General features: G+C 61.2%; 20 protein-coding genes. 14 read left to right on the plus strand and 6 right to left on the minus strand.

Annotation, left to right across the window (positions count from 1 at the left end):
- Positions 1-59 precede the first annotated feature (59 nt).
- The 5 genes from J5286_RS22445 (at position 60) to J5286_RS22465 (ending at position 3979) form a co-directional block, all read left to right on the plus strand.
- Positions 60-536 carry a UCP036055 family protein gene (locus J5286_RS22445; protein WP_015084474.1) on the plus strand — a complete coding sequence of 159 codons (477 nt, stop codon included), beginning with the start codon at positions 60-62 and terminating at the stop codon, positions 534-536.
- The gene (locus tag J5286_RS22450) at positions 533-1426 is read left to right on the plus strand and encodes a DUF7007 domain-containing protein (protein ID WP_174158371.1); all 894 of its coding nucleotides are present in this window, start codon (positions 533-535) and stop codon (positions 1424-1426) included. The genes J5286_RS22445 and J5286_RS22450 overlap by 4 nt, the downstream gene beginning before the upstream one ends.
- Positions 1423-1758, plus strand: a complete 336-nt coding sequence (locus tag J5286_RS22455) for a hypothetical protein (RefSeq protein WP_081043887.1) — start codon at positions 1423-1425, stop codon at positions 1756-1758. Before J5286_RS22450 ends, J5286_RS22455 begins: the two co-directional genes overlap by 4 nt.
- A gap of 393 nt (positions 1759-2151) precedes the next feature.
- Positions 2152-2739, plus strand: coding sequence for a hypothetical protein (locus J5286_RS22460; RefSeq protein ID WP_034523062.1), 588 nt, complete (start codon positions 2152-2154; stop codon positions 2737-2739).
- A gap of 313 nt (positions 2740-3052) precedes the next feature.
- Entirely contained in the window at positions 3053-3979 is a 927-nt protein-coding gene (locus J5286_RS22465) for an ArdC family protein (RefSeq protein ID WP_174158372.1), read from the plus strand.
- A 12-nt stretch (positions 3980-3991) separates the two neighbouring features.
- On the opposite strand, the gene J5286_RS22470 is transcribed toward J5286_RS22465, so the two are convergent.
- Positions 3992-4306 (minus strand): hypothetical protein, encoded by a 315-nt coding sequence (locus J5286_RS22470; RefSeq protein ID WP_209193680.1) that lies wholly within the window; start codon positions 4304-4306, stop codon positions 3992-3994.
- 122 nt (positions 4307-4428) lie between these two features.
- Here J5286_RS22470 and panD point away from each other — a divergent pair, with 122 nt between their 5' ends.
- The 4 genes from panD to J5286_RS22490 all read left to right on the plus strand — a co-directional run bounded on the left by panD (position 4429) and on the right by J5286_RS22490 (position 6739).
- Positions 4429-4881, plus strand: a complete 453-nt coding sequence (gene panD / locus J5286_RS22475; RefSeq protein WP_174158374.1) for an aspartate 1-decarboxylase — start codon at positions 4429-4431, stop codon at positions 4879-4881.
- A gap of 570 nt (positions 4882-5451) precedes the next feature.
- Positions 5452-5760: a DUF736 domain-containing protein gene (locus tag J5286_RS22480; RefSeq protein WP_209193613.1), complete on the plus strand. Its 309-nt coding sequence runs from the start codon at positions 5452-5454 to the stop codon at positions 5758-5760.
- A gap of 315 nt (positions 5761-6075) precedes the next feature.
- Positions 6076-6240 (plus strand): hypothetical protein, encoded by a 165-nt coding sequence (locus J5286_RS22485; protein WP_174158376.1) that lies wholly within the window; start codon positions 6076-6078, stop codon positions 6238-6240.
- Between the two features lie 325 nt (positions 6241-6565).
- A complete protein-coding gene (locus J5286_RS22490; protein WP_174158377.1) occupies positions 6566-6739 on the plus strand; it encodes a hypothetical protein in 174 nt (57 codons plus the stop codon).
- A gap of 58 nt (positions 6740-6797) precedes the next feature.
- Here the strand turns inward: J5286_RS22490 and J5286_RS31640 are convergent, their stop codons facing one another.
- Positions 6798-7136 (minus strand): WGR domain-containing protein, encoded by a 339-nt coding sequence (locus J5286_RS31640; protein WP_309568445.1) that lies wholly within the window; start codon positions 7134-7136, stop codon positions 6798-6800.
- Between the two features lie 391 nt (positions 7137-7527).
- Between J5286_RS31640 and J5286_RS22500 the strand changes: the two genes are divergently transcribed.
- The 4 genes from J5286_RS22500 (at position 7528) to J5286_RS22515 (ending at position 12130) form a co-directional block, all read left to right on the plus strand.
- Positions 7528-7818 carry a hypothetical protein gene (locus J5286_RS22500; protein ID WP_174158378.1) on the plus strand — a complete coding sequence of 97 codons (291 nt, stop codon included), beginning with the start codon at positions 7528-7530 and terminating at the stop codon, positions 7816-7818.
- Positions 7819-7875: 57 nt separating this feature from the next.
- Positions 7876-8955, plus strand: coding sequence for a substrate-binding domain-containing protein (locus J5286_RS22505; protein WP_348529307.1), 1080 nt, complete (start codon positions 7876-7878; stop codon positions 8953-8955).
- 140 nt (positions 8956-9095) lie between these two features.
- The gene (locus J5286_RS22510) at positions 9096-11405 is read left to right on the plus strand and encodes a methyl-accepting chemotaxis protein (RefSeq protein WP_234909968.1); all 2310 of its coding nucleotides are present in this window, start codon (positions 9096-9098) and stop codon (positions 11403-11405) included.
- A gap of 410 nt (positions 11406-11815) precedes the next feature.
- Positions 11816-12130 (plus strand): hypothetical protein, encoded by a 315-nt coding sequence (locus tag J5286_RS22515; RefSeq protein ID WP_174158379.1) that lies wholly within the window; start codon positions 11816-11818, stop codon positions 12128-12130.
- Between the two features lie 241 nt (positions 12131-12371).
- Here the strand turns inward: J5286_RS22515 and J5286_RS22520 are convergent, their stop codons facing one another.
- From J5286_RS22520 to traC, 4 genes are all read right to left on the minus strand, one after another.
- Positions 12372-12797 (minus strand): thermonuclease family protein, encoded by a 426-nt coding sequence (locus J5286_RS22520; protein ID WP_245206681.1) that lies wholly within the window; start codon positions 12795-12797, stop codon positions 12372-12374.
- A 244-nt stretch (positions 12798-13041) separates the two neighbouring features.
- Positions 13042-14970 (minus strand): Ti-type conjugative transfer system protein TraG, encoded by a 1929-nt coding sequence (traG, locus tag J5286_RS22525; protein ID WP_209193616.1) that lies wholly within the window; start codon positions 14968-14970, stop codon positions 13042-13044.
- Positions 14957-15172 (minus strand): type IV conjugative transfer system coupling protein TraD, encoded by a 216-nt coding sequence (traD, locus tag J5286_RS22530; RefSeq protein WP_174080901.1) that lies wholly within the window; start codon positions 15170-15172, stop codon positions 14957-14959. Before traD ends, traG begins: the two co-directional genes overlap by 14 nt.
- Positions 15173-15176: 4 nt before the next feature.
- Entirely contained in the window at positions 15177-15473 is a 297-nt protein-coding gene (gene traC / locus J5286_RS22535) for a conjugal transfer protein TraC (protein ID WP_209193617.1), read from the minus strand.
- Positions 15474-15727: 254 nt separating this feature from the next.
- Between traC and traA the strand changes: the two genes are divergently transcribed.
- Entirely contained in the window at positions 15728-19054 is a 3327-nt protein-coding gene (traA, locus tag J5286_RS22540) for a Ti-type conjugative transfer relaxase TraA (RefSeq protein ID WP_209193618.1), read from the plus strand.
- Positions 19055-19068 lie beyond the last annotated feature (14 nt).

Here is a 19068-nt window from a genome sequence, read left to right on the forward strand (position 1 = left end):
CGGCCATCACCGGCGGCGGTCTCGTCTCCATCAACAGCAGAATTTCAAGGAGATAACTGATGTCTGCGTCCCTGATCTATGACCTCGCTCCGATCGGCTCCATCGTCGCCTGGTCCGACGGCAACCCTCGCCCGCCCGAGCGTTTCAAGAAGAAGCTGGCTGCCTGGCAGACCCGAAACAGCAGCGGCCGCCTGATCCGCAAGGAAGGTCCGCGCCAATCCGGCAACTACGCCTCGCCGGGGTATTTCACGCTGCATGAGGCGGATTTTGGCGGCAGGAATACCGTCGTCATGCGCATTCACCGAACCTTCGGTCTCGATTCCGATCTGACCTTCAAGGTTCTGGAGCGCCCCGCGCTCGGTTCTATCCGCCTCTTCGATCGCGCTGGTGCGAACGCGGAGCTCGTCCATCTCGCCGACCATCGCGAAGCGGCCGTGGCCTGGCTGAAACAACACGGATATCCGAACGCTGTCCTCGGGGAGGTGACCGCCGACGAGGTTGCGGCTGCTCATGTCGAAGGGAGAGTTGCCGCATGAGCACGCCCGATCTTCAATACGACATGGTTCCGACCGCCGACGACGCGGCGGTGGAATTCGGCGTTAGCGCGGCAGGCTTTCCGGTCGCCCGGATCGCCGATATCCTCCTGGCAATGGTGCCGGCGCGTGATGGCGTCAGCTTCCTCGCCAGCGCCTGGCGGATCATCCGTCCACTTTCAGAGCTGACGCGGGAGGATTTCCACGGTCACGAAGGCCGCCTTGAAGATGAGGCGGCGTTTCGCACCCGTGTGGTCGAGACCGCACGGCACAAGCGCGAACTTTCCGATCTCGGGCGGATCCTGACCCGTATTGCGACGAATACGCCATGGGGTCCGTCGCAGCTCGCGACCATCTATGCCGAGGGGATTGTCTCCCATATGACGGCCGGCCATGGCGGGTTTCATCTGTCGGCCGAGCGGAATCTGCGGGTGTCTTCCTTATTGCGAAAATCCTCGCCCTGGTACGAGGAGGATGCCGAATGGGCCATCGTCGCTCACAGCTTCCCGGACCTGTTCACGGCCTATGAGCGCAAATGTGCCGAGGAGACGATCCGCAACAGCTGGCCGTCGGCCTGGGAGGCGATCCACGGCCGCGAACTGGCGCCCGGCCAATCCAGGACAAAGGACCGGGACGCCTTCGAGAGCGAGCATGCCCGTGACTGGATTGTGATCTCCGCGGTCTTTTCCAGCCACCATGCCGACATGACGGAGGTGATTGCCACACCGGGCGGCATCCGGGACCACCGCGCCGATGAACGGCGCTTTCTCGTGCCGAGCTGCGAATACGCAACCCGCGGGCCATTTCGCTTCGTCATCGAAGAGCGGCGTCACGCTGTCTATGACGGCCCTTCGGACTTCATCGGCTGGCGGCAGCGGAGGACCGGAGCATGAACCCGGTCAATCCGTGGGTGCTCCTTTCACGTATGGAGGTGGCGCGGCGCGAAACGCGCCATCACCTCGATCTCGTCCATCGGCAGATCGCCGCGCGCGCCGAGCGCCTGGCCGTAACCGAGAAAGCGAAAGCCAGGAACCGTAGGCACAAGCGCTCCGGCTCGCGATGGAGCCGGTCCGATGAGGTGCTGTTGCAGGATCACGTCGATCGGCTGACCTTCGGGCGTCGTGGCGAAATCGAGGCGCTCGCCCGGAAGCTGGAGCGTCAGGATCGCGCCATCACCACGATGCGGCTGAAGCTCGGCGAAGTTGCTTGGCGACAGGCTGCATGAGAGGCGGTCGCCGGAGGCGTATTGGCGGAGAGCACATCCCGCGTGTCCGGCGAGGGTCTTTGCGAGGATGGCCATCGGTTTCGGCATTCGGTTTCGGGGTGCAAGTTCCAACCACGTGTCGGCCTGCCCTTCGTGTTCGTTGCGGTCTGAACCGGCGGTCGGTCGTTTCAATGCCGCTATCGCGCCGCGGAGCGGCCAGGACAGCCTCACTTCGCAAAGCGAGCCCGCGCCCTGCGCAGGGTGCCCCCGCTTGGCCGCAAGCCAGCTCTGCTTGCTCAGCCGTCCCGGACCTGTGAAAGCGCCCGTCCCTCGCCGGTTCCTTTTGACCGCACCGAAGGGCAGACCGGCACGAGCCGGAGCCGCTTCGGACGAAACCGAAGAAAGGAAACCGATATGGCCAAGCCCGCGACTTCCAACCGCTCGTCCGCTCGCGTCGTGCAGCTCCGCAAGGGCGCCACCCTCGAAATGGTCCGCCTCACCTGCCCCGACAGCGCGCAAGCCCTCAAGATCGCTGAGAGCTTCGGGACCGCCGTGGTCGACAGCGACGGGATCCGCGATGAGCATGAGCGGATGGTCACTGCGAGTTCGGCAAGCCTCGCCGAAGGTCTCGGTGAGAAAGCGATGCAGATCCATCTCCAACGCATCGTCGGCGCCTTCGTTGGATCAGCGCATGGCGCCGGTCAGTTCTACTCCCGCGCGGTATCGGAGGCCCGCGACGCCACAGCCAAGGCATCGAACGATGCCCGGGACGAGGATCTCGACGGCCCGGTCGGATATGACAGCGCCGCTCAGCGCAAGCGTGAGTTCGCAGCCGATATGGGCGTTCAGGCCCATGCGCTTCGGATGGCAGCCGAAGGCGCCGTCGCGGCCTACGAGCACGTGGTCGGTGAAACCTGGAAGCCGTTCGATCGCCCGGTCGACAATCCGGGCGCTTCACTTGACCGCAAAGCGGCCGATGCGCAAATGGCGGCGCTCGGCTGAAGCCATCGAGCGGGGCATCCGCCCCGCCCTCCTTTTTTATTCCGGATTGCGTCAGCCGGCTCCACTCCGGGGCCGGCCTTTCCGCATGTCCATGCCTGAGCCTACGGAAAGGCGGAGAAAGGAGTTGAGGAGATGGCCGATCGCGGCCCGTCCCTGTCGCCGGTCCTGCAGGAGCCGGCCTGTCGCCGCAACGGCTTCGCCGTCCTCCACGCTGTTCCGGCCGTTCCGGTGCCCTGCAGGCCATTCCGCTCCTGCCTTCGGACCTCCGCGACGGGCCGCGATCGGCGCGGCCCCGGAAAAGGAGATTTTGGACATGAGCAGGAAAGCCGAAGGCGAGCGAGCCGACATCTATACGAGGATTACCGACCGGATCGTCGCCGATCTGGAGAAAGGGGTTCGTCCCTGGATGAAGCCATGGAATGCCGCGAACACCGAAAGTCGGATTACCCGGCCGCTACGGCACAACGGTCAGCCCTATTCGGGCATGAACGTGCTCCTCCTATGGTCCGAGGGGATGGCGAGAGGGTTTACCTCTCCGATGTGGATGACCTTCAAGCAGGCGCTGGAGCTCGGCGCCGCGGTTCGCAAAGGCGAAACCGGCTCGACCGTCGTGTTCGCCAGCCGCTTCACCAAGGCGGAGACCGACCGCAACGGCAACGATGTCGACCGGGAAATTCCCTTTCTCAAGGCATATTCCGTTTTCAACGTTGACCAGATCGACGGATTACCGGACCACTACTACCATCGTCCGACGCGAGCCCTCGATCCGGTTGATCGGATTGAAAATGCCGATCGTTTCTTCCGCAACACAGGGGCGGTCATCCGGCATGGCGGATCACAGGCATATTACTCCCCGGCGACCGACCACATCCAGATGCCGCCGTTCGAGAACTTTCGCGATGCGCCTTCCTATGTGGCGACCCTCAGCCATGAGAGCGTGCATTGGGTCGGCGCCCCGCTTCGGCTGAACAGGGATCTCAGCCGTTATCACAAGGATCGATCCGAACGCGCCCGCGAAGAGCTGATCGCCGAACTCGGTAGCTGCTTCTTATGCGCCGATCTCGGTATCGCTCCGGAGCTGGAGCCGCGACCGGATCACGCCTCGTACCTTCAATCCTGGTTGAAGGTTCTTTCAAATGACAGGCGTGCCATCTTCCAGGCGGCGGCGCATGCGCAGCGCGCTGTTACCTATCTTCACGATCTGCAGGGTACGACGGAAAACGCAAGCAAGGCAGCTTGAACGCGCCAGGCGTTAGCGACGGTCGTCGTCATCGGCGACGGCCGTCGGCGCTTTGTGTTTTGGTTCGGTTTGTGGATCCTCATTCCGTCTGAGGTCCAACTTTGCCCCATATCGATGCTCTCGTTGCATCGAATTTGGGTTTGCGGGACGATTTCCTCTCGACGAAGAACGGCTTTTCCTGCTGACGCATAAATCCTCCTGGGCGACGAATCGCGCCTGAACGATATCGCGCGCCATCAAACGCAACTGGCGGTCATTCCGACTTTTCATACCGACGGTTTCGAGGGCATGACGTCCAGCGCCATTGGCGACAAAGGGAATTTCCACCCTTCCCCACCTGTTCAGGTTGTTTGTAGGGAGCACAGTTCGCCGCGTGGGTTGTTGCGGAATGCTGCATCGCACAAATATAGGTAAGATTGCGAATATACTTACTGGAGAGGAGGCAGGTCGTGGAAAAGTACGTGGGCGCGAAGCTACATGGCATTCGAGTGACCGACGCGAAACTGAACTACCACGGCTCGATCACGATCGATGCGGACTTCTGCCGGGAGGTCGGTCTGAAACCGCTGGAATATGTGGAGATCTGGAACAAGATGTCCGGAGCGAGGATCAGCACGTACGTGCTCTATGGTGATCCCGGCTCCAAGTGCTGCATTCTCAACGGTGCGGCAGCTCGCACGTGCCAGCAAGGCGATGAGATTATCATCGCATCCAGCGTCTTTTGCGAAGTCGATGACATCATCAAGCTCAAGCCACGCGTGCTGGTCTTCGGAGAAAACAACGAAATAGTCGACAGGATCACCTACGAGGTCTTTCGCCGCGCGGACAACTCTTTGGATATGGCAGTGACGTCCGAGCTTTCCGATAATAGCTACGGATTTCCTGCCTCCATTTCCGCATAGCACTGCGACACCCGAAAATTGCAGAGCCCTGGTTATGGCCAGTCGACGCCGATTGCCTGCCACCTCGGCGTCCTGGATCGACATAGGCAGCTCAAGCTACTTCGTCCCTCGGTGATGGCGGCCATGACGCCCTGCGGGAACCAGGATCGTAGGCGTTGGCGTAATCGATATCGTGGCCGGCCGCTCGGAAGAATCTTATGCAGTAGGCCAGAGTTCCTCGACGTTTTCCGAGGCGGTTTGCCGTTCGTCCGTTTTCCGCCATTGCTGTTGACCTTCGAGGGGGACCATTGCCACGTCCCTTAGCCGGTTGTTAGCGGCGCTCCATTTGCGGGCTCGATGAGGCATGTCTGACCGGAGAGCGGCTTCGCCTCGATCGTCCTCCCGCAACGGCCGTCCGCAACTTTCTTCCCCTGTCGGCTCCGCCGCCATTCCTCGCGAAGCAAAAAAGCCGCTCCCGGCCGCCCTCCATTTCATTGCGGCCCTTCAGGTGCGGTCCGATCGTCCCCGGTCCTTGCGACAGCCATCGAGGCCGCAATGGCGCGGCCCGAAACAGCAAAAGGAACTTGGACAATGGCTACCATCGGCACCTTCACCTCCACCGAAAACGGCTTCTCCGGCTCGATCCGCACCCTCGCCCTCAACGTCAAGGCCCGCATCGCCCGCGTCGAAAACCCCTCCGACAAGGGGCCGCACTTCCGCATCTACGCCGGCAACGTCGAGCTCGGCGCCGCCTGGCAGAAGACCTCCGAACAGGGCCGCGACTACCTCTCGGTCAAGCTGGACGATCCGAGCTTCCCCGCTCCGATCTACGCCACGCTGGCGGAAGTCGAAGGCGAAGACGGCGTGCAGCTGATCTGGTCGCGCCCTAACCGCGACTGACCTCCTCAAGGCTCCGCCCGATCGGCGGAGCCTCCGCCGTCAAAATGCGAAGCCGGCACCAGGCGTCGAGCCCGGTCCCGGCTTTTTTTGTGCCACACGGAAACGGGAATAGCCGCACAGATCGCCCGATGGTGCCGGGCCGGGATGGCGGCCTCAAGGACGAGCGGTTCCCCCAATTTCGCGCCGCCGCCTGTGGCGCCAACACGAAATCGGCTCCCCCACCCGCCGGTTCCACCGGTCGCGTTGCGATCCCTCACCCCGCCATCCCGACCCGCCCTGCGAGCTCATCTTTCACGATCTCAAGGAGATGAGACCATGACGATCGAACAGCACATCGAAGAACTGCGGGCAGAGCTGAACAACGCATGCGGTGCGGCCGAGCGCCGCCAGATCGAGGGCGAGCTTGAACTTGCACGGGCCGAGCTCGTCGTGCAACTGGCCGAGCAGGTCGGTGCCATCGAAGCCGACCCGCCCTTCTGAGGCGGCTTCCCCTTCTCATTTTCAGAGCCGAGCTCCGTTCGGCAATCACCGTCCCCGATTTCAGTGCTTTCCGCCTGAGAAGCACCGCGCCGTCGCATCTCTCCTTCCGACACAGCTGTCATCTACGTCAGGGTATGTTGCAGCCCCTACCTCACGCCGCAACCTTGCGCCGCCAGAATTTTCCCCGCCGCATGCGGCTCCTCGCGCAATCAAAATTCAGGCGGCTCCAGGTTCTCCGCTCCCGCTTCGACCGTTCCGGTGCGGCCCTCTTTCGAGGTCTGCTTTCGATCCCCGCGATACCAGCAATTCGAAAGGAGAACCAACAATGCAACAACTCGCAAAGTTCCTCGCAGACACGGGCCGCCGGCTCCGCAATCTCGGCAAGGTGATCAGTCACTTCTTCCGCAAGGGAAAGCTCGGCCTGAAGCTCGCAATCAAGATCCCGTTCTTCGTCGAGATCGAGTTTTCGTTCGGGACCGACTGGGACCGGCGCAAATGACGCAAGGGTCGCCACGGCGACCCTTTTTTTACTGCTATCTGCCGCCGGTGGCCTGCTTTTAGCGCATAGCGCGATGGTCGGCCGCCCTCGGTCGGTAGCCACGTGTTCTCTTTTGCCGCGTCAGATCGAGGAACAGGCTGACCGCCTCTTCCTCCCGTTGGAAATGGTGGACCTTTGTCTGCCCTGACGTTCCTATCCTTCCCCACCTTCGCGTCAGACAAGTTTCCCCGAACAAGGAAACCGAAATCTGCATGGCATAGAAACGAGCCATGTTCCTGGCTGGATCCGATCGCTCGACATAGAGCTGGTAGGGTTGCGTGACCATGCACACAGAATCGCCGATCCCTGCCAATGCGTCCAACGACAGTTTTGAATCGGTGAAAGCCTGTCGATTCATCGCCGTGATGTTTCGCGAGACATGGGGGACTAGCTTGGCGAGACGGCTCAGCCGCACGGCTCTACTCGCTGGCGCTCCCGGAGCCCGAGACGGTCTCCGCGCATTCGCGTGACGCTCCTCTCGCGGATGGCACGGCGCCGTTCTAATCCGAGTAATCGTAATATCCCGGCTCCGACGCACCGGCCCTGAACGTCATTCCGGGAATGATCCGGCGACATCGTTAAGACTTTAATCTAATATTCATTCTCTCTGAATAACTATTATCCCACGATCGGGTTGGGCGGGACGAAGTCGTGCGGATCAGGCTCGATTCCTCTGTCGCAAGGGTCCATCCGGGATGGAGTTTTCGGCAACCGATCGGGATTTGCTGGGGAAATAGGAAGTCTAAGGCATGGCAGAAATTATCGACTTTCCCTTGGAACAAACGTACAGCGCGCAGCAACGCGCGCTGATCGAGAGTGCGGAGCGAGAGGGTGCACGCTTTCTCAAGGCGGCCGAAAGTTTGCTTGGGGTTCTCAAGCAAGCCCAACGAACGCAGGCGGCAATTCTCGCATATCAAGCCGAAATGAAGAGAAGTCGGAGTGAAATCACTCCGCACGTGGACAGTCGCAATGCGGGTGAAAGCCCTGCGTCTCTCGACGTCTGTCGCGGTAGCAACATCCGATATGCATCCGCTGACTGAAGTTGTTCAACCGGTTGGTGATCGCCGCCATCGTCAAGATACGTGAGGGAAAAGACCGTGCTCGGGTTCGAGAAAAAGAAACAATATGCTTTCCTACTAGGGGCAGCGCTTCTCCTCGGCCATGGTGCGAGAGCGGAAGACGTCGACTTGATGACCGGCGTAGTCGCTCGTTCAGGCGACGAGGGCACGATACCAGCCGATAAATTCAAGAAGGCGAGCCCCTGGAAAATCGGAATGAGCCACTTTGGTGTCAACGCCAATACATGGGCTACTCAAATGGCTGCCGAATCGCGGGCGGCTGCCAAGAGCGATCCGCGCATCTCGCAGTTCGTGGTGCTCGATGCCAATCTCAGCCAGGCCAAGCAAATTGCCGATATCGATGAGCTAATCGCCCAGAAAGTCGACGCCATCATAATAACGCCGGTTTCACCGACTTCCGCGGACGCGGGCATCGAAAAAGCAATCAATGCCGGCATTCCGGTCATCGTCCACACGGGTCTCACCAAAACCGACAAGTACACCGTCGATATTCAGGGCGGCGGCGAGAACTTCGGAAAGGTCTCGGGCGAGTTCCTGGTCAAGGAACTGGGAGGCAAGGGCGATATCTGGGTCCTGCGCGGACTTCCAACCCATCCGGAAGACATCAATCGCTACAAGGGACTCCTCGAAGCCATCAAGGGCACAGATATCAAGATCGTTGCCGAGGACGCCGGGCTTTGGTCGTATGATTACGGCCACAAGGTTTGCGAGACATTCTATCTCGAAAACCCCAAGGTCGACGGCATCTGGTCGTCGGGCGCTGACATGAGCCGCGCCTGCATGGATGTCTTCCAGCAATATGGCGCAAAGGTTCCGCCGATCACCGGCGAGGTGAACAACGGCTTTCTTCAGAAATGGATCGAAAGCGGAGTTGATGCTGTCGCCACCGAATACGGGCCGGAACAAGGAGCCGCGGCTGTTCGCGCCGCCGCCGCGCTGCTCGAGGGCAAAGCCATCCACAAACGCTATGTTTATGAGCCGGACGGCTGGGACATCCAGAAGGCAAAAGCGAATTACCGTGCTGACCTGTCAGAAAAATTCTGGATGCCAAGCAGTCTGACCGACACCGACCTCAAGGCCTTGTACGGCAAGCCCTGAACGCTTGCCTACCCCCGACGTTGGCTTGGTCCGGCGAACGTCAGAAGTCGAGGTCATCAGTGTAATTACTCAACCCACTCTATCGAGCGTGGCGGGATCAGTGTGCCCGCGGTCGCTCCGATTCCAAGGAGCCGTCTCCCATGACACCAGCAGCAACGAAATCCAACGACCGACGTAATTTCGGGATTGCCGGACGCTTGACGGCGGCTTTTGTCGGCATTGCGGCCCTCGCAGCCATCGCCGGGGCCTCTTCGTCCTGGTATTCGATGAAAAGCTCCGGCATCGTCAAGGAGCTCGGCGATCGAACACTCCCGACCGTCACCGAATCCCTCGCCTTCGCGCAAGAAAGCGCCATCCTTCTCGCAGAGGCGCCCAATCTCGTCTATGAGCCGGATCTCGCTTCGCTCGACGCAAGTTCGAAGCGCCTGGAAGCAATCCTCGCCGGTCAAAGCCGTCGACTGACGGCTTTGCGCGACCTTGGAGTGACGGCGGAACTACTTGATTCGGTGGAAAAGACGAGCCAAAGCCTCCAACCAAAGCTCAATCAGCTGACATCCATATCTTCCGACCGGATCAAGTCGAAGTTTCACATGCAGGAGGGCGTGGCCAGCGCTCTGTCCCGTTACAAGTCTCTGGCGTCCATGCTACGCAACGCACAGGCCGGAACGGCGGACACCAGCATCGATCGATCCCGCGCCCTGACCGACCTCCAGATGGCGGCCGCCCAGATATCGACGCTGATATCGGCCATACCAGATGCGCCAGAGACCGAACTACCCGCTATCAAAGATCAATATGATACCTCCGCCAAGGAGATTGACAGCATACTGGCTCGCCTGAAAGCCTCAGGCGGCAGTGCAGCGCTGCAACAGCTTGCCACGGCTCTCCTGAACGAGGGCGGAGGTCCCGAAGGGCTGTTTGCGCTTCGAGCCGACCAGGCCAAGCTCAATGGCCAGATCGCAGATATGCTGAATGATTTGACGGTGACCTCCATCATTCTTGGAGTCGACGTCAAATTGATTGCGGCGAAGGAAAAGCAAGCTGCCCGAAATGCCGCGGAACTGTCTCGGGGAGTGACCCAGCAGACTGTCGCCGTCAATGCGGCAACGAGCTTCCTCGTGATTGCAGCCGCCCTCAGCGCCCTATTCTACGTCCGGCGCTCCGTCACGCGGCGGCTGATCAGGCTCGCGACCGTTATGGGCCGTATCGCCTCCGGTGATCATTCCACTCAAGTCCCCATGTCCGGCCGCGACGAGATCACCGACATGGCCGGCGCCGTCGAAGTGTTCCGTGCCAATGCCGTCGCCAATATCCGCCTCGAACAGGAAGCAGAGGAGCAGCGCAACCTGACAGAAGAGGATCGGCAGCGTAAGGCCGAGAGCGATCGCGTCCGGGCAGAGGCAATGGCACAAGCCACGCAGGGTCTCGGCGAAGGGCTGAAGCACCTTGCCAACGGAGATTTGACCTATCGGCTTTCGCAGACTTTTGCTGCCGAATTCGAGACGCTGCGCGCCGATTTCAACGGTGCCGTCGGCCAGCTTGCCGAGACCCTGAGTGCCGTCGCGGACGCGGCAAACGCCATTGACAGTGGCAGCCGCGAAGTCAGCGGCAGCGCCGATGACCTGTCCAAGCGCACCGAGCAGCAGGCGGCGTCGCTCGAAGAAACGGCAGCTGCCCTCGACGAGATCACGGTGAATGTGGCCAATTCGTCCAAGCGCGCCGATGAAGCTCGCAAGATCGCCGCCCAGGCCAATACCAGTGCCGCCCAGTCGGGCCAAGTGGTGGCGAGCGCTGTCGACGCCATGGAAAAGATCGAACAATCGTCGAAGCAGGTCTCCAACATTATCGGCGTCATCGACGAAATCGCATTCCAGACCAATCTCCTTGCGCTCAATGCCGGCGTTGAGGCGGCCCGAGCCGGCGACGCCGGCAAAGGCTTCGCCGTCGTCGCACAGGAAGTTCGCGAACTGGCGCAGCGCTCCGCGAAGGCTGCGAGGGAGATCAAAGAGCTGATCCGAAACTCCTCGGTCGAGGTGCAGAATGGCGTCAAGCTCGTCAGCGAGACCGGTGCCGCCCTGAAAACAATCGAGGGATACATTGTTACCGTCAACCGGCATATGGACTCGATCGCGACATCGGCCCGGGAACAGTCGGTCGGTCTCGTGGAGGTGAATACCGCCGTCAACCAGATGGATCAAGTCACCCAGCAGAATGCTGCCATGGTCGAGGAAAGCAATGCCGCGAGCGCGACACTCGCTGGGGAGGCCCGCCGGCTTCGCGACCTGATCAGCCAGTTCCAGTTTGGCGAGCAGATGCGCCGGCAGGCTTCCGTCACCGAGGCCGGCCCATCCAACCGGCCCGTCGCATCGCCGGCGCGCCGAATTGCGGGTGCCGTGGCGAGGGCCTTTTCCGGCAACGTCGCCGTCAAGCAGACCTGGGAAGAATTCTGAGCAAAGGCGCCGACCGCACCTTCATCTGGCGAGCGGGAGGCGCCGCTCGGTTCCATTTGCCGTGCTCCCAAAGGCCGAACGTCGTTTGGGAGCACCGATCCTCTGGCGGCAGGAAACCCCGCCAGTGACCAATGTCGTTGTACGGAGCCAGCCAGAGCGTCCTATCGCCAGCAGTGCTGGCAAGCGGTCGCGTCCCTTCAGGACGCGGTTCTATCTCTCTCAGACACCCCATTTTGCACCCGCCGTTCCGGCGTCAAGGACATCGCGGCCACTCCAATTTTCCCTGCGCCGTAAGCGGCACAGGGAAAATCGGTTCCTCCGCTCGCCGCACGGCGGCCGCGTTCCGCGCTCCCTGACCCCTCACGGCTACGGTGCAGACACCTTTCGTCAGAAACGAAAAGGAGACTCTGATGACAAAGCATCAAAACACCCACCTGGTTGGCGAAGACAAGAAGCTACCGGATCAACGGCCGAACTGGCTTGAAAGTTTGCGCCGAAATTTCGATGCGGAGGTGCATCTTCCCGCCGATATCTCTCGCGAGTTTCTGTCTGCGGCGCTGCTTTGGGCGATCGGCAACAAGGTCGATTTCGGGTTGTTCCACGAGGCCGACGAGATCATCATTGCGCACTTCGGCGGTGATGAGATCTACCTCCCGTCCCGGTGGTCCGACAAACGATGGCACATCGGCCTTGAGGACAAAGAGCCTTTTGACCCGGGAGATTGAGGCCGAGACCAGAGGCGGCTCGCCGCCTCGGGTCTTTGCCTTTCGCGTGAGCCGTTTCCAGCCGGATCGACCGGCCGAAGCGGCTATGAAAGAGGGGCTTTTGCGCCCCTCTCAACCTCACCCCATGAAGGAAGGGCGATGCCCCTCCTTCAAACTTCCTCGCATGGGGAAAGGGGACGGTTCCCTCCTCCCTTCCCCAAACCCCTATCCCTCTCCCGTGCAGGAAAAACGATGATGGCTGTCACAGCCCCTGGCACCATCCGTGTCGCGCCCCATCCCATGACCGGGCGAGGCCTTCCTTGATCAAAACATCGCCCAGCGAGTTGCCCGCGCGAGACACGGTTCGAAGTTTGCGTCCATACTTGTCCTCGTCACGGAACCCGGCCGCCAGAGAGAATTTTCCAGCGTTGAGCAGCGTCAACAGGCGGGATTTCGCCGCTTCACCTTTCATCCGTTCAGCCTCGCAGCGGGGCGGGCTGAGTTCAGGCGTATCGATATCGGCAATGCGGATTTTCTCGCCCCCGAACCAGAAGGTGTCGCCATCGACGATGCAGTTCGTCCGATGGCTGTCGCCGCACAACACGAATGGCGCAGACAGCATATCTTGCCCCGGCGTTCTGGCGAAGGCTGCGATGCTGTCGAGATGGCCGCTGCGCTCGAGATACAGCCAACCGGCGGCGCCGATCACCACGGCCCAGACAATCGCGGTCGGAATGCCTCTGCCGCGATCGGGACGGTGAAGACCCGGCGTCGAGCGCGACGCGTTGAAGCCGGCGCGATTGTTCGCGATCTTCCGGTTTTTCCTGAACGGTAAGACGTTCTTTTGCACCAAGCTTTTATCCCCCTTCGCCAGCAGACGTTACAGTCGGTTTGGTTTCATCGGCGTTTACCGCAGGCGTCGAATTTGAAGCTTACTTCCCCCTTCCGCCGATCGCATGAAACCGGTTCTCGCCGACGCAGGCCCTCATATCAACCCGCCGGAACCAGATGGCCCGGCCGCATCTGAGCGGCGCATTGCCGGCTGTGAAGACGATCTGTTCGTCCGCCCGCATGCGTAGGACTTCGTGCGGCTGAATCAGCGGTCGAGCCGCGAGCTGCTTCGAGCGCGTTCGTGACGACCCTTTCGCTTGGAAACTGCGGCTGACCTGGTCGATCTCGACCGTGGTCATGCCGCAGCGTTTCGATATGTACTCGGCAGTCTCCGGATCGTTGATCGCGGCGAACGAAATCCAGCTGGCACTCTCAAACCATTTGCTTGCTGCGTCCCGGCCGCCATAGGTCTCACGCATCTGGCCGATCGACTGATAAATCATCGTCAGCGTAATCCCGTATTTGCGGCCGGCGTCGCGCGCGGTCTCGATGATCCGCATGTAGCCGAGGCGCGCGACCTCATCGAGCAGAAACAGCGCGCGCCCATTGAGCTGTCCGTCGCAATTGTAAATCGCATTCAGGAACGAGCCGATGATGACTCGCGCAAGACCCGAATGGGTCTCCAACGTCTTGAGGTCGATGTTGATGAAGACGTCGGTGTTTCCCGCGGCGATATCGCTGGTCGAGAATTTCTTTCCCGACACGAGGGCGGCATAGTTCGGATAGGAAAGCCAGTGCGTTTCCTTGACCGCATTGGCATAGACGCCGGAGAAGGTTTCCGGCGTCATGTTGACGAAGGCGGCGACGTTCTCCTTCACGAAATCCGAGCCGGAATTGTCGTAGATGTCTTGCAGCCGCTTGCGCAATGTCGGCTCCGGCTCCGAGAGATTCATGCGCACCTGCCGAAGCGTCTGCTCCGTCTCATCCGTGTGACCAGACAAGCAGACATCGGCGATGAGCGCCGTGAGCAACTGCAGCGCCGATGCGCGAAAGAAGTCGTCACGGACGCCGCGCGCGCCGCCGCTGTCGCTCATGATCCATGACGCGACGGAGGCGATATCCTCTTCCTTCGTTCCGCCGAAACGGCCGACCCAGTCCAGGACATTAAAGCCGATGTCTGGCTTCTTGGGATCGAGGACGAACACGTCTCTCCCCGCTCCGCCGCGATGCGCGGAGACCATCGGTGCGACCTCGTTCGACGGATCGAGCACGATCAATGTACCACCCCATTTGAGTGCCGTCGGGATCGTCACCGACGTTGTCTTGAAACCGCCGGAACCGGCAAAGACGATTCCGTGCGACGAGCCGAAAGAGCCATCGAAGCATAGTAACGGCGACTTGCCGCCGGCGCCCCAGGTTTCCGCGTTGTCGGATCGAAACGCTTGTGATGCAACGCTGTCCTTGTCGACCCGATAATGCTCGCCAATGACGATACCGCCAGTATCGGGAAACAGCTTCGCCGCTTCCGTCAGTTTCATCCAATCCGCTTCGCCATGGAGCGCCCGCTTGCCCTGAATGCGTTTCGGCTCGACACGTGCGAACGCCGCATTGCCGATGAGCACAACGCGGAGTGCGAAGCAGGCACACATGAGTGCTACGCCCGCTCCGATCGCCGTTGCTGGATCGAGATAGACCAAGACCGACTTGTCGGCGTTAAGCGCCTTCGTGAAATCGGCAAGGCGCATCGTTTCGCGGGTAGCCGCGATCAGGATCGTCCCGCTGCATCCGGCAAGGACACCCCAACCTGCCTGCTTGACGTTGATCGAGCCGGCGCTCGCGAACAGGAACAGAATTCCGATCGCCGCACTGGCACCATAGGGCAAGGCGATCCCCGCCCGCCCCCATGCCAGTCGCGCAGCCTCGGTCTTGCCGAAGCCTGAAAGCCACTGCTCGATCCCGGTCATTCCGATGACGACCAGGATCATCAACGTCCCTGGCACGACGACGAGCGCAATCCTATTGATCGTCATTGCCGAAGGCCTCCACGCCGATTGCCGTGAGCCTGGACCGCTCGCCCTCGTCGCCTTTGATCCGGCGGGCGGCATCGAGAAGCGCGCCCAGCAACAGCGCGCGCTTCTCGTAGCGCAGCCCGGCTTTGACGATCAGCCCGCCGAGCTCGATCTTTTCGCGCGTGTCCTTCTTGCGGGCATCGGATGTCATCGTCCTCGCCATGCGCTCAAGCCTCGCCAGCGCTGCCCGCGCCCGCGCCAGACGCGTCCTCCGTGGTCGACGCTTGTCCGCTGCTGTCGCCGGCGCCCTTCTTCCCTCCGGTCGTAGCGCCATGCCCTCCCCGAAATCGCTTGGTCAGTTGCTCAAACGCTGCCTGAAGTTCCGCCTCGTCGATTTCGATCTCGCCAAGGCCCGCCTTGAGCGCGACCCTACCTATCCGCTCGGCTTCCCTGGTCTCGGCGAGCTTGAGCTGTTCCTGCAGTTTTGCGATTTCGTCGCGGATTTTCGAGGAAGGCTTCTTCATGTCCGATCGTCTCCTGGGTGAGAAAGCTTGTCTTTCGAACCCAGTTTTTCGGAACAGAGTGCGGAACGCACTACTGTGAATCCTACAATCGCCAAGGGCGATGCTTTCGGGAATGATCCCGGCCGTTCCGAAGGAGCGGCTTCCAAGGGCGCAATTATACGTCGCTGGCGCGACGTGTTGCTGAGAGAGGCTGGTGGGGCCGCCGCTCCTGACGAACCCTTTGATTTCGTTCGCAACCGGGAAAGAATTCCGCCGTGGCCGTCCCTCACTTCTCCGTCAGCGTCGTCGCCCGTGGCTCCGGCCGCAGCGCCGTCCTGTCGGCGGCCTACCGGCACTGCGCCAAGATGGAGTTTGAGCGGGAAGCCCGGACGATCGACTACACGCGAAAACAGGGGCTCCTGCATGAGGAGTTTGTGATCCCCGCCGACGCGCCGGATTGGGTTCGCAGCATGATTGCCGATCGCTCGGTGGCCGGCGCATCCGAGGCCTTCTGGAACAAAGTGGAGGGCTTCGAGAAGCGATCCGACGCGCAGCTCGCCAAGGACGTCACCATAGCCCTGCCGCTTGAGCTGACGGCGGAGCAGAACATCGCGCTCATGCGCGACTTTGTGGAGCGGCACATCACCGCGGACGGCATGGTCGCCGACTGGGTCTATCACGACGCCCCCGGCAATCCCCACGTCCACCTCATGATCACATTGCGCCCGCTGACCGAAGACGGTTTTGGTTCGAAGAAGGTCGCGGTGCTCGGCCCGGATGGCAAGCCAATCCGAAATGACGCCGGCAAAATCGTCTATCAGCTGTGGGCCGGTGGCACTGAGGATTTCAATGCGTTTCGCGACGGCTGGTTCACCTGCCAGAACAGGCATCTGGCGCTTGCGGGTCTCGACATCCGCATCGATGGCCGTTCCTTCGAAAAGCAGGGTATCGACCTCGAGCCAACCATTCACCTCGGCGTCGGCGCTAAAGCCATCGAGCGCAAGGCCGAGCAATCCAACCACAAGTCGGAGACCTCGACTCCCAAACTCGAACGCATCGAGCTTCAGGAGGAGCGCCGTTGCGAGAACGCCCGCCGCATCCAGCACCGTCCGGAGATCGTGCTCGACCTGATCACGCGGGAGAAGAGCGTCTTCGACGAACGCGATGTTGCGAAGGTGTTGTATCGCTATATCGACGATGTCGCTCTGTTCCAAAGTCTGATGGTCCGCATTCTGCAAAGTCCGGAAGCGCTCCGGCTCGAACGCGAGCGGATCAACTTTGCGACAGGTATTCGGACCCCCGCGAAGCACACCACGCGCGAGATGATCCGGCTTGAAGCCGAGATGGCCAATCGCGCGATCTGGCTCTCCGGTCGCGCCTCCCATGGCGTCCATGAGGCGGTGCTGCAGGCGACCTTTGCGCGCCATTCCCATCTGTCGGATGAGCAGCGAACGGCAATCGAGCATATCGCCGGGGCCACGCGGATCGCCGCCGTCATCGGCCGTGCGGGCGCCGGCAAGACCACGATGATGAAGGCTGCGCGCGAGGCATGGGAAGCAGCAGGCTATCGTGTCGTCGGCGGCGCCTTGGCGGGCAAAGCGGCCGAGGGATTGGAGAAGGAAGCGGGCATCGGCTCCCGCACATTGTCGTCGTGGGAGCTTCGCTGGAACCAGGGTCGCAACCAGCTCGACCACAAGACGGTGTTCGTGCTGGACGAGGCCGGCATGGTGTCGTCACGGCAGATGGCGCTGTTGGTCGAAGCCGTCACCAAGGCCGGCGCCAAACTCGTACTTGTCGGCGATCCGGAACAGCTTCAACCGATCGAAGCGGGTGCCGCCTTCCGCGCCATTGCCGATCGCATCGGCTATGCAGAACTCGAAACAATCTATCGTCAGCGCCAACAATGGATGCGCGATGCCTCGCTCAATCTCGCTCGTGGCAATATCCGCAAGGCTGTCGACGCCTACACCGCTCATGGTCGAATGATTGGTTTGAGACTGAAGGACGACGCGGTCGAAAGCCTGATCGCAGCGTGGGACCGCGACTACGACCCTTCGAAGACCAGCCTGATTCTCGCACACCTCCGCCGCGACGTCCGAATGCTTAACGATATGGCGCGCGCCAAGCTGGTCGACCGCGGTGTCGTCGAAGACGGATTACCGTTCAAGACCGAGGACGGAACCCGCATGTTTGCCACAGGCGACCAGATCGTGTTCCTCAAGAACGAGGGCAGCCTTGGCGTCAAAAACGGCATGCTCGCAAAGGTGCTTGAAGCCGCACCTGGCAGGATCTTTGCGGAGATTGGTGACGGCGTGCACCGCCGCCAGGTCACGATCGAGCAGCGCTTCTATAACAGCCTCGATCACGGCTATGCGACGACGATCCACAAGAGCCAGGGCGCGACGGTCGACCGGGTGAAGGTGCTTGCTTCCCTCTCGTTGGACCGGCATCTCACCTATGTGGCTATGACGCGCCATCGTGAGGATCTCGCCGTCTACTACGGCAGTCGGTCGTTCGCCAAATCCGGCGGCCTCATCCCGATCCTGTCGCGTCGCAACGCCAAGGAGACGACCCTCGATTACGAGAAGGCGTCGTTCTACGCCCAAGCGCTGCGCTTTGCGGAAGCGCGGGGCCTTCATCTTGTCAACGTCGCCCGCACGATCGCACACGATCGCCTCCAATGGGCCGTCCGGCAAAGCTCGAGGCTCGCCGACCTCGGCGCCCGACTTGCCGCCATCGGCGCGGCAATCGGACTGGTCCGTGGCGGCAACAACCAATCCATCCCGAACACGATCAAGGAGGCCAAGCCCATGGTGTCAGGTATCACCACCTTCCCGAAATCGCTTGAGCAGGCTGTCGAGGACAAGCTCGCCGCCGATCCCGGGCTCAAGAAGCAATGGGAGGACGTCTCGACCCGCTTCCAGCTCGTCTACGCGAAGCCGGAAGCTGCCTTCAAGGCGATCAATGTCGATACCATGTTGAAGGACCAGTCGGTCGCGCAGTCCATCCTGGCAAGGATTGCCGGCGAGCCAGAGAGCTTTGGCGCGCTCAAGGGCAAGACCGGTCTTCTCGCCAGCCGTGGCGACAAGCAAGACCGGGAAAAAGCGGTCGCCAATGTGCCGGCGCTCGTCCGAAATCTTGAACGTTACCTTCGTGAGCTGGCCGAGGCCGAATTGAAACATGAGACGGAGGAGCGCGCGGTCCGGCTCAAGGTTTCGGTCGACATCCCGGCGCTCTCACCATCTGCCAAACAAACGCTCGAACGCGTTCGTGATGCGATCGATCGCAACGATCTCCCGGCTGGCCTCGAATACGCGCTCGCCGACAAAATGGTGAAGGCAGAACTCGAAGGTTTCGCCAAGGCGGTTTCCGAACGTTTCGGGGAACGGACCTTCCTGCCTTTGGCTGCGAAAGACACGAGCGGCAAGACTTTCGAGACCGTCACAGCAGGAATGACGGCCGGCCAGAAGGCGGAGGTCCAGTCTGCGTGGAATTCCATGCGGACGGTCCAGCAACTTGCTGCTCATGAACGGACGACCGAAGCGCTTAAACAGGCGGAGACGATGCGTCAGACGAAGAGCCAAGGGCTCTCCCTGAAATGACGGCGGGAACTGGA

The organism is Rhizobium sp. 16-488-2b (genome assembly GCF_017741815.1).
In the GTDB taxonomy this organism is placed as follows: Bacteria; Pseudomonadota; Alphaproteobacteria; order Rhizobiales; family Rhizobiaceae; genus Rhizobium.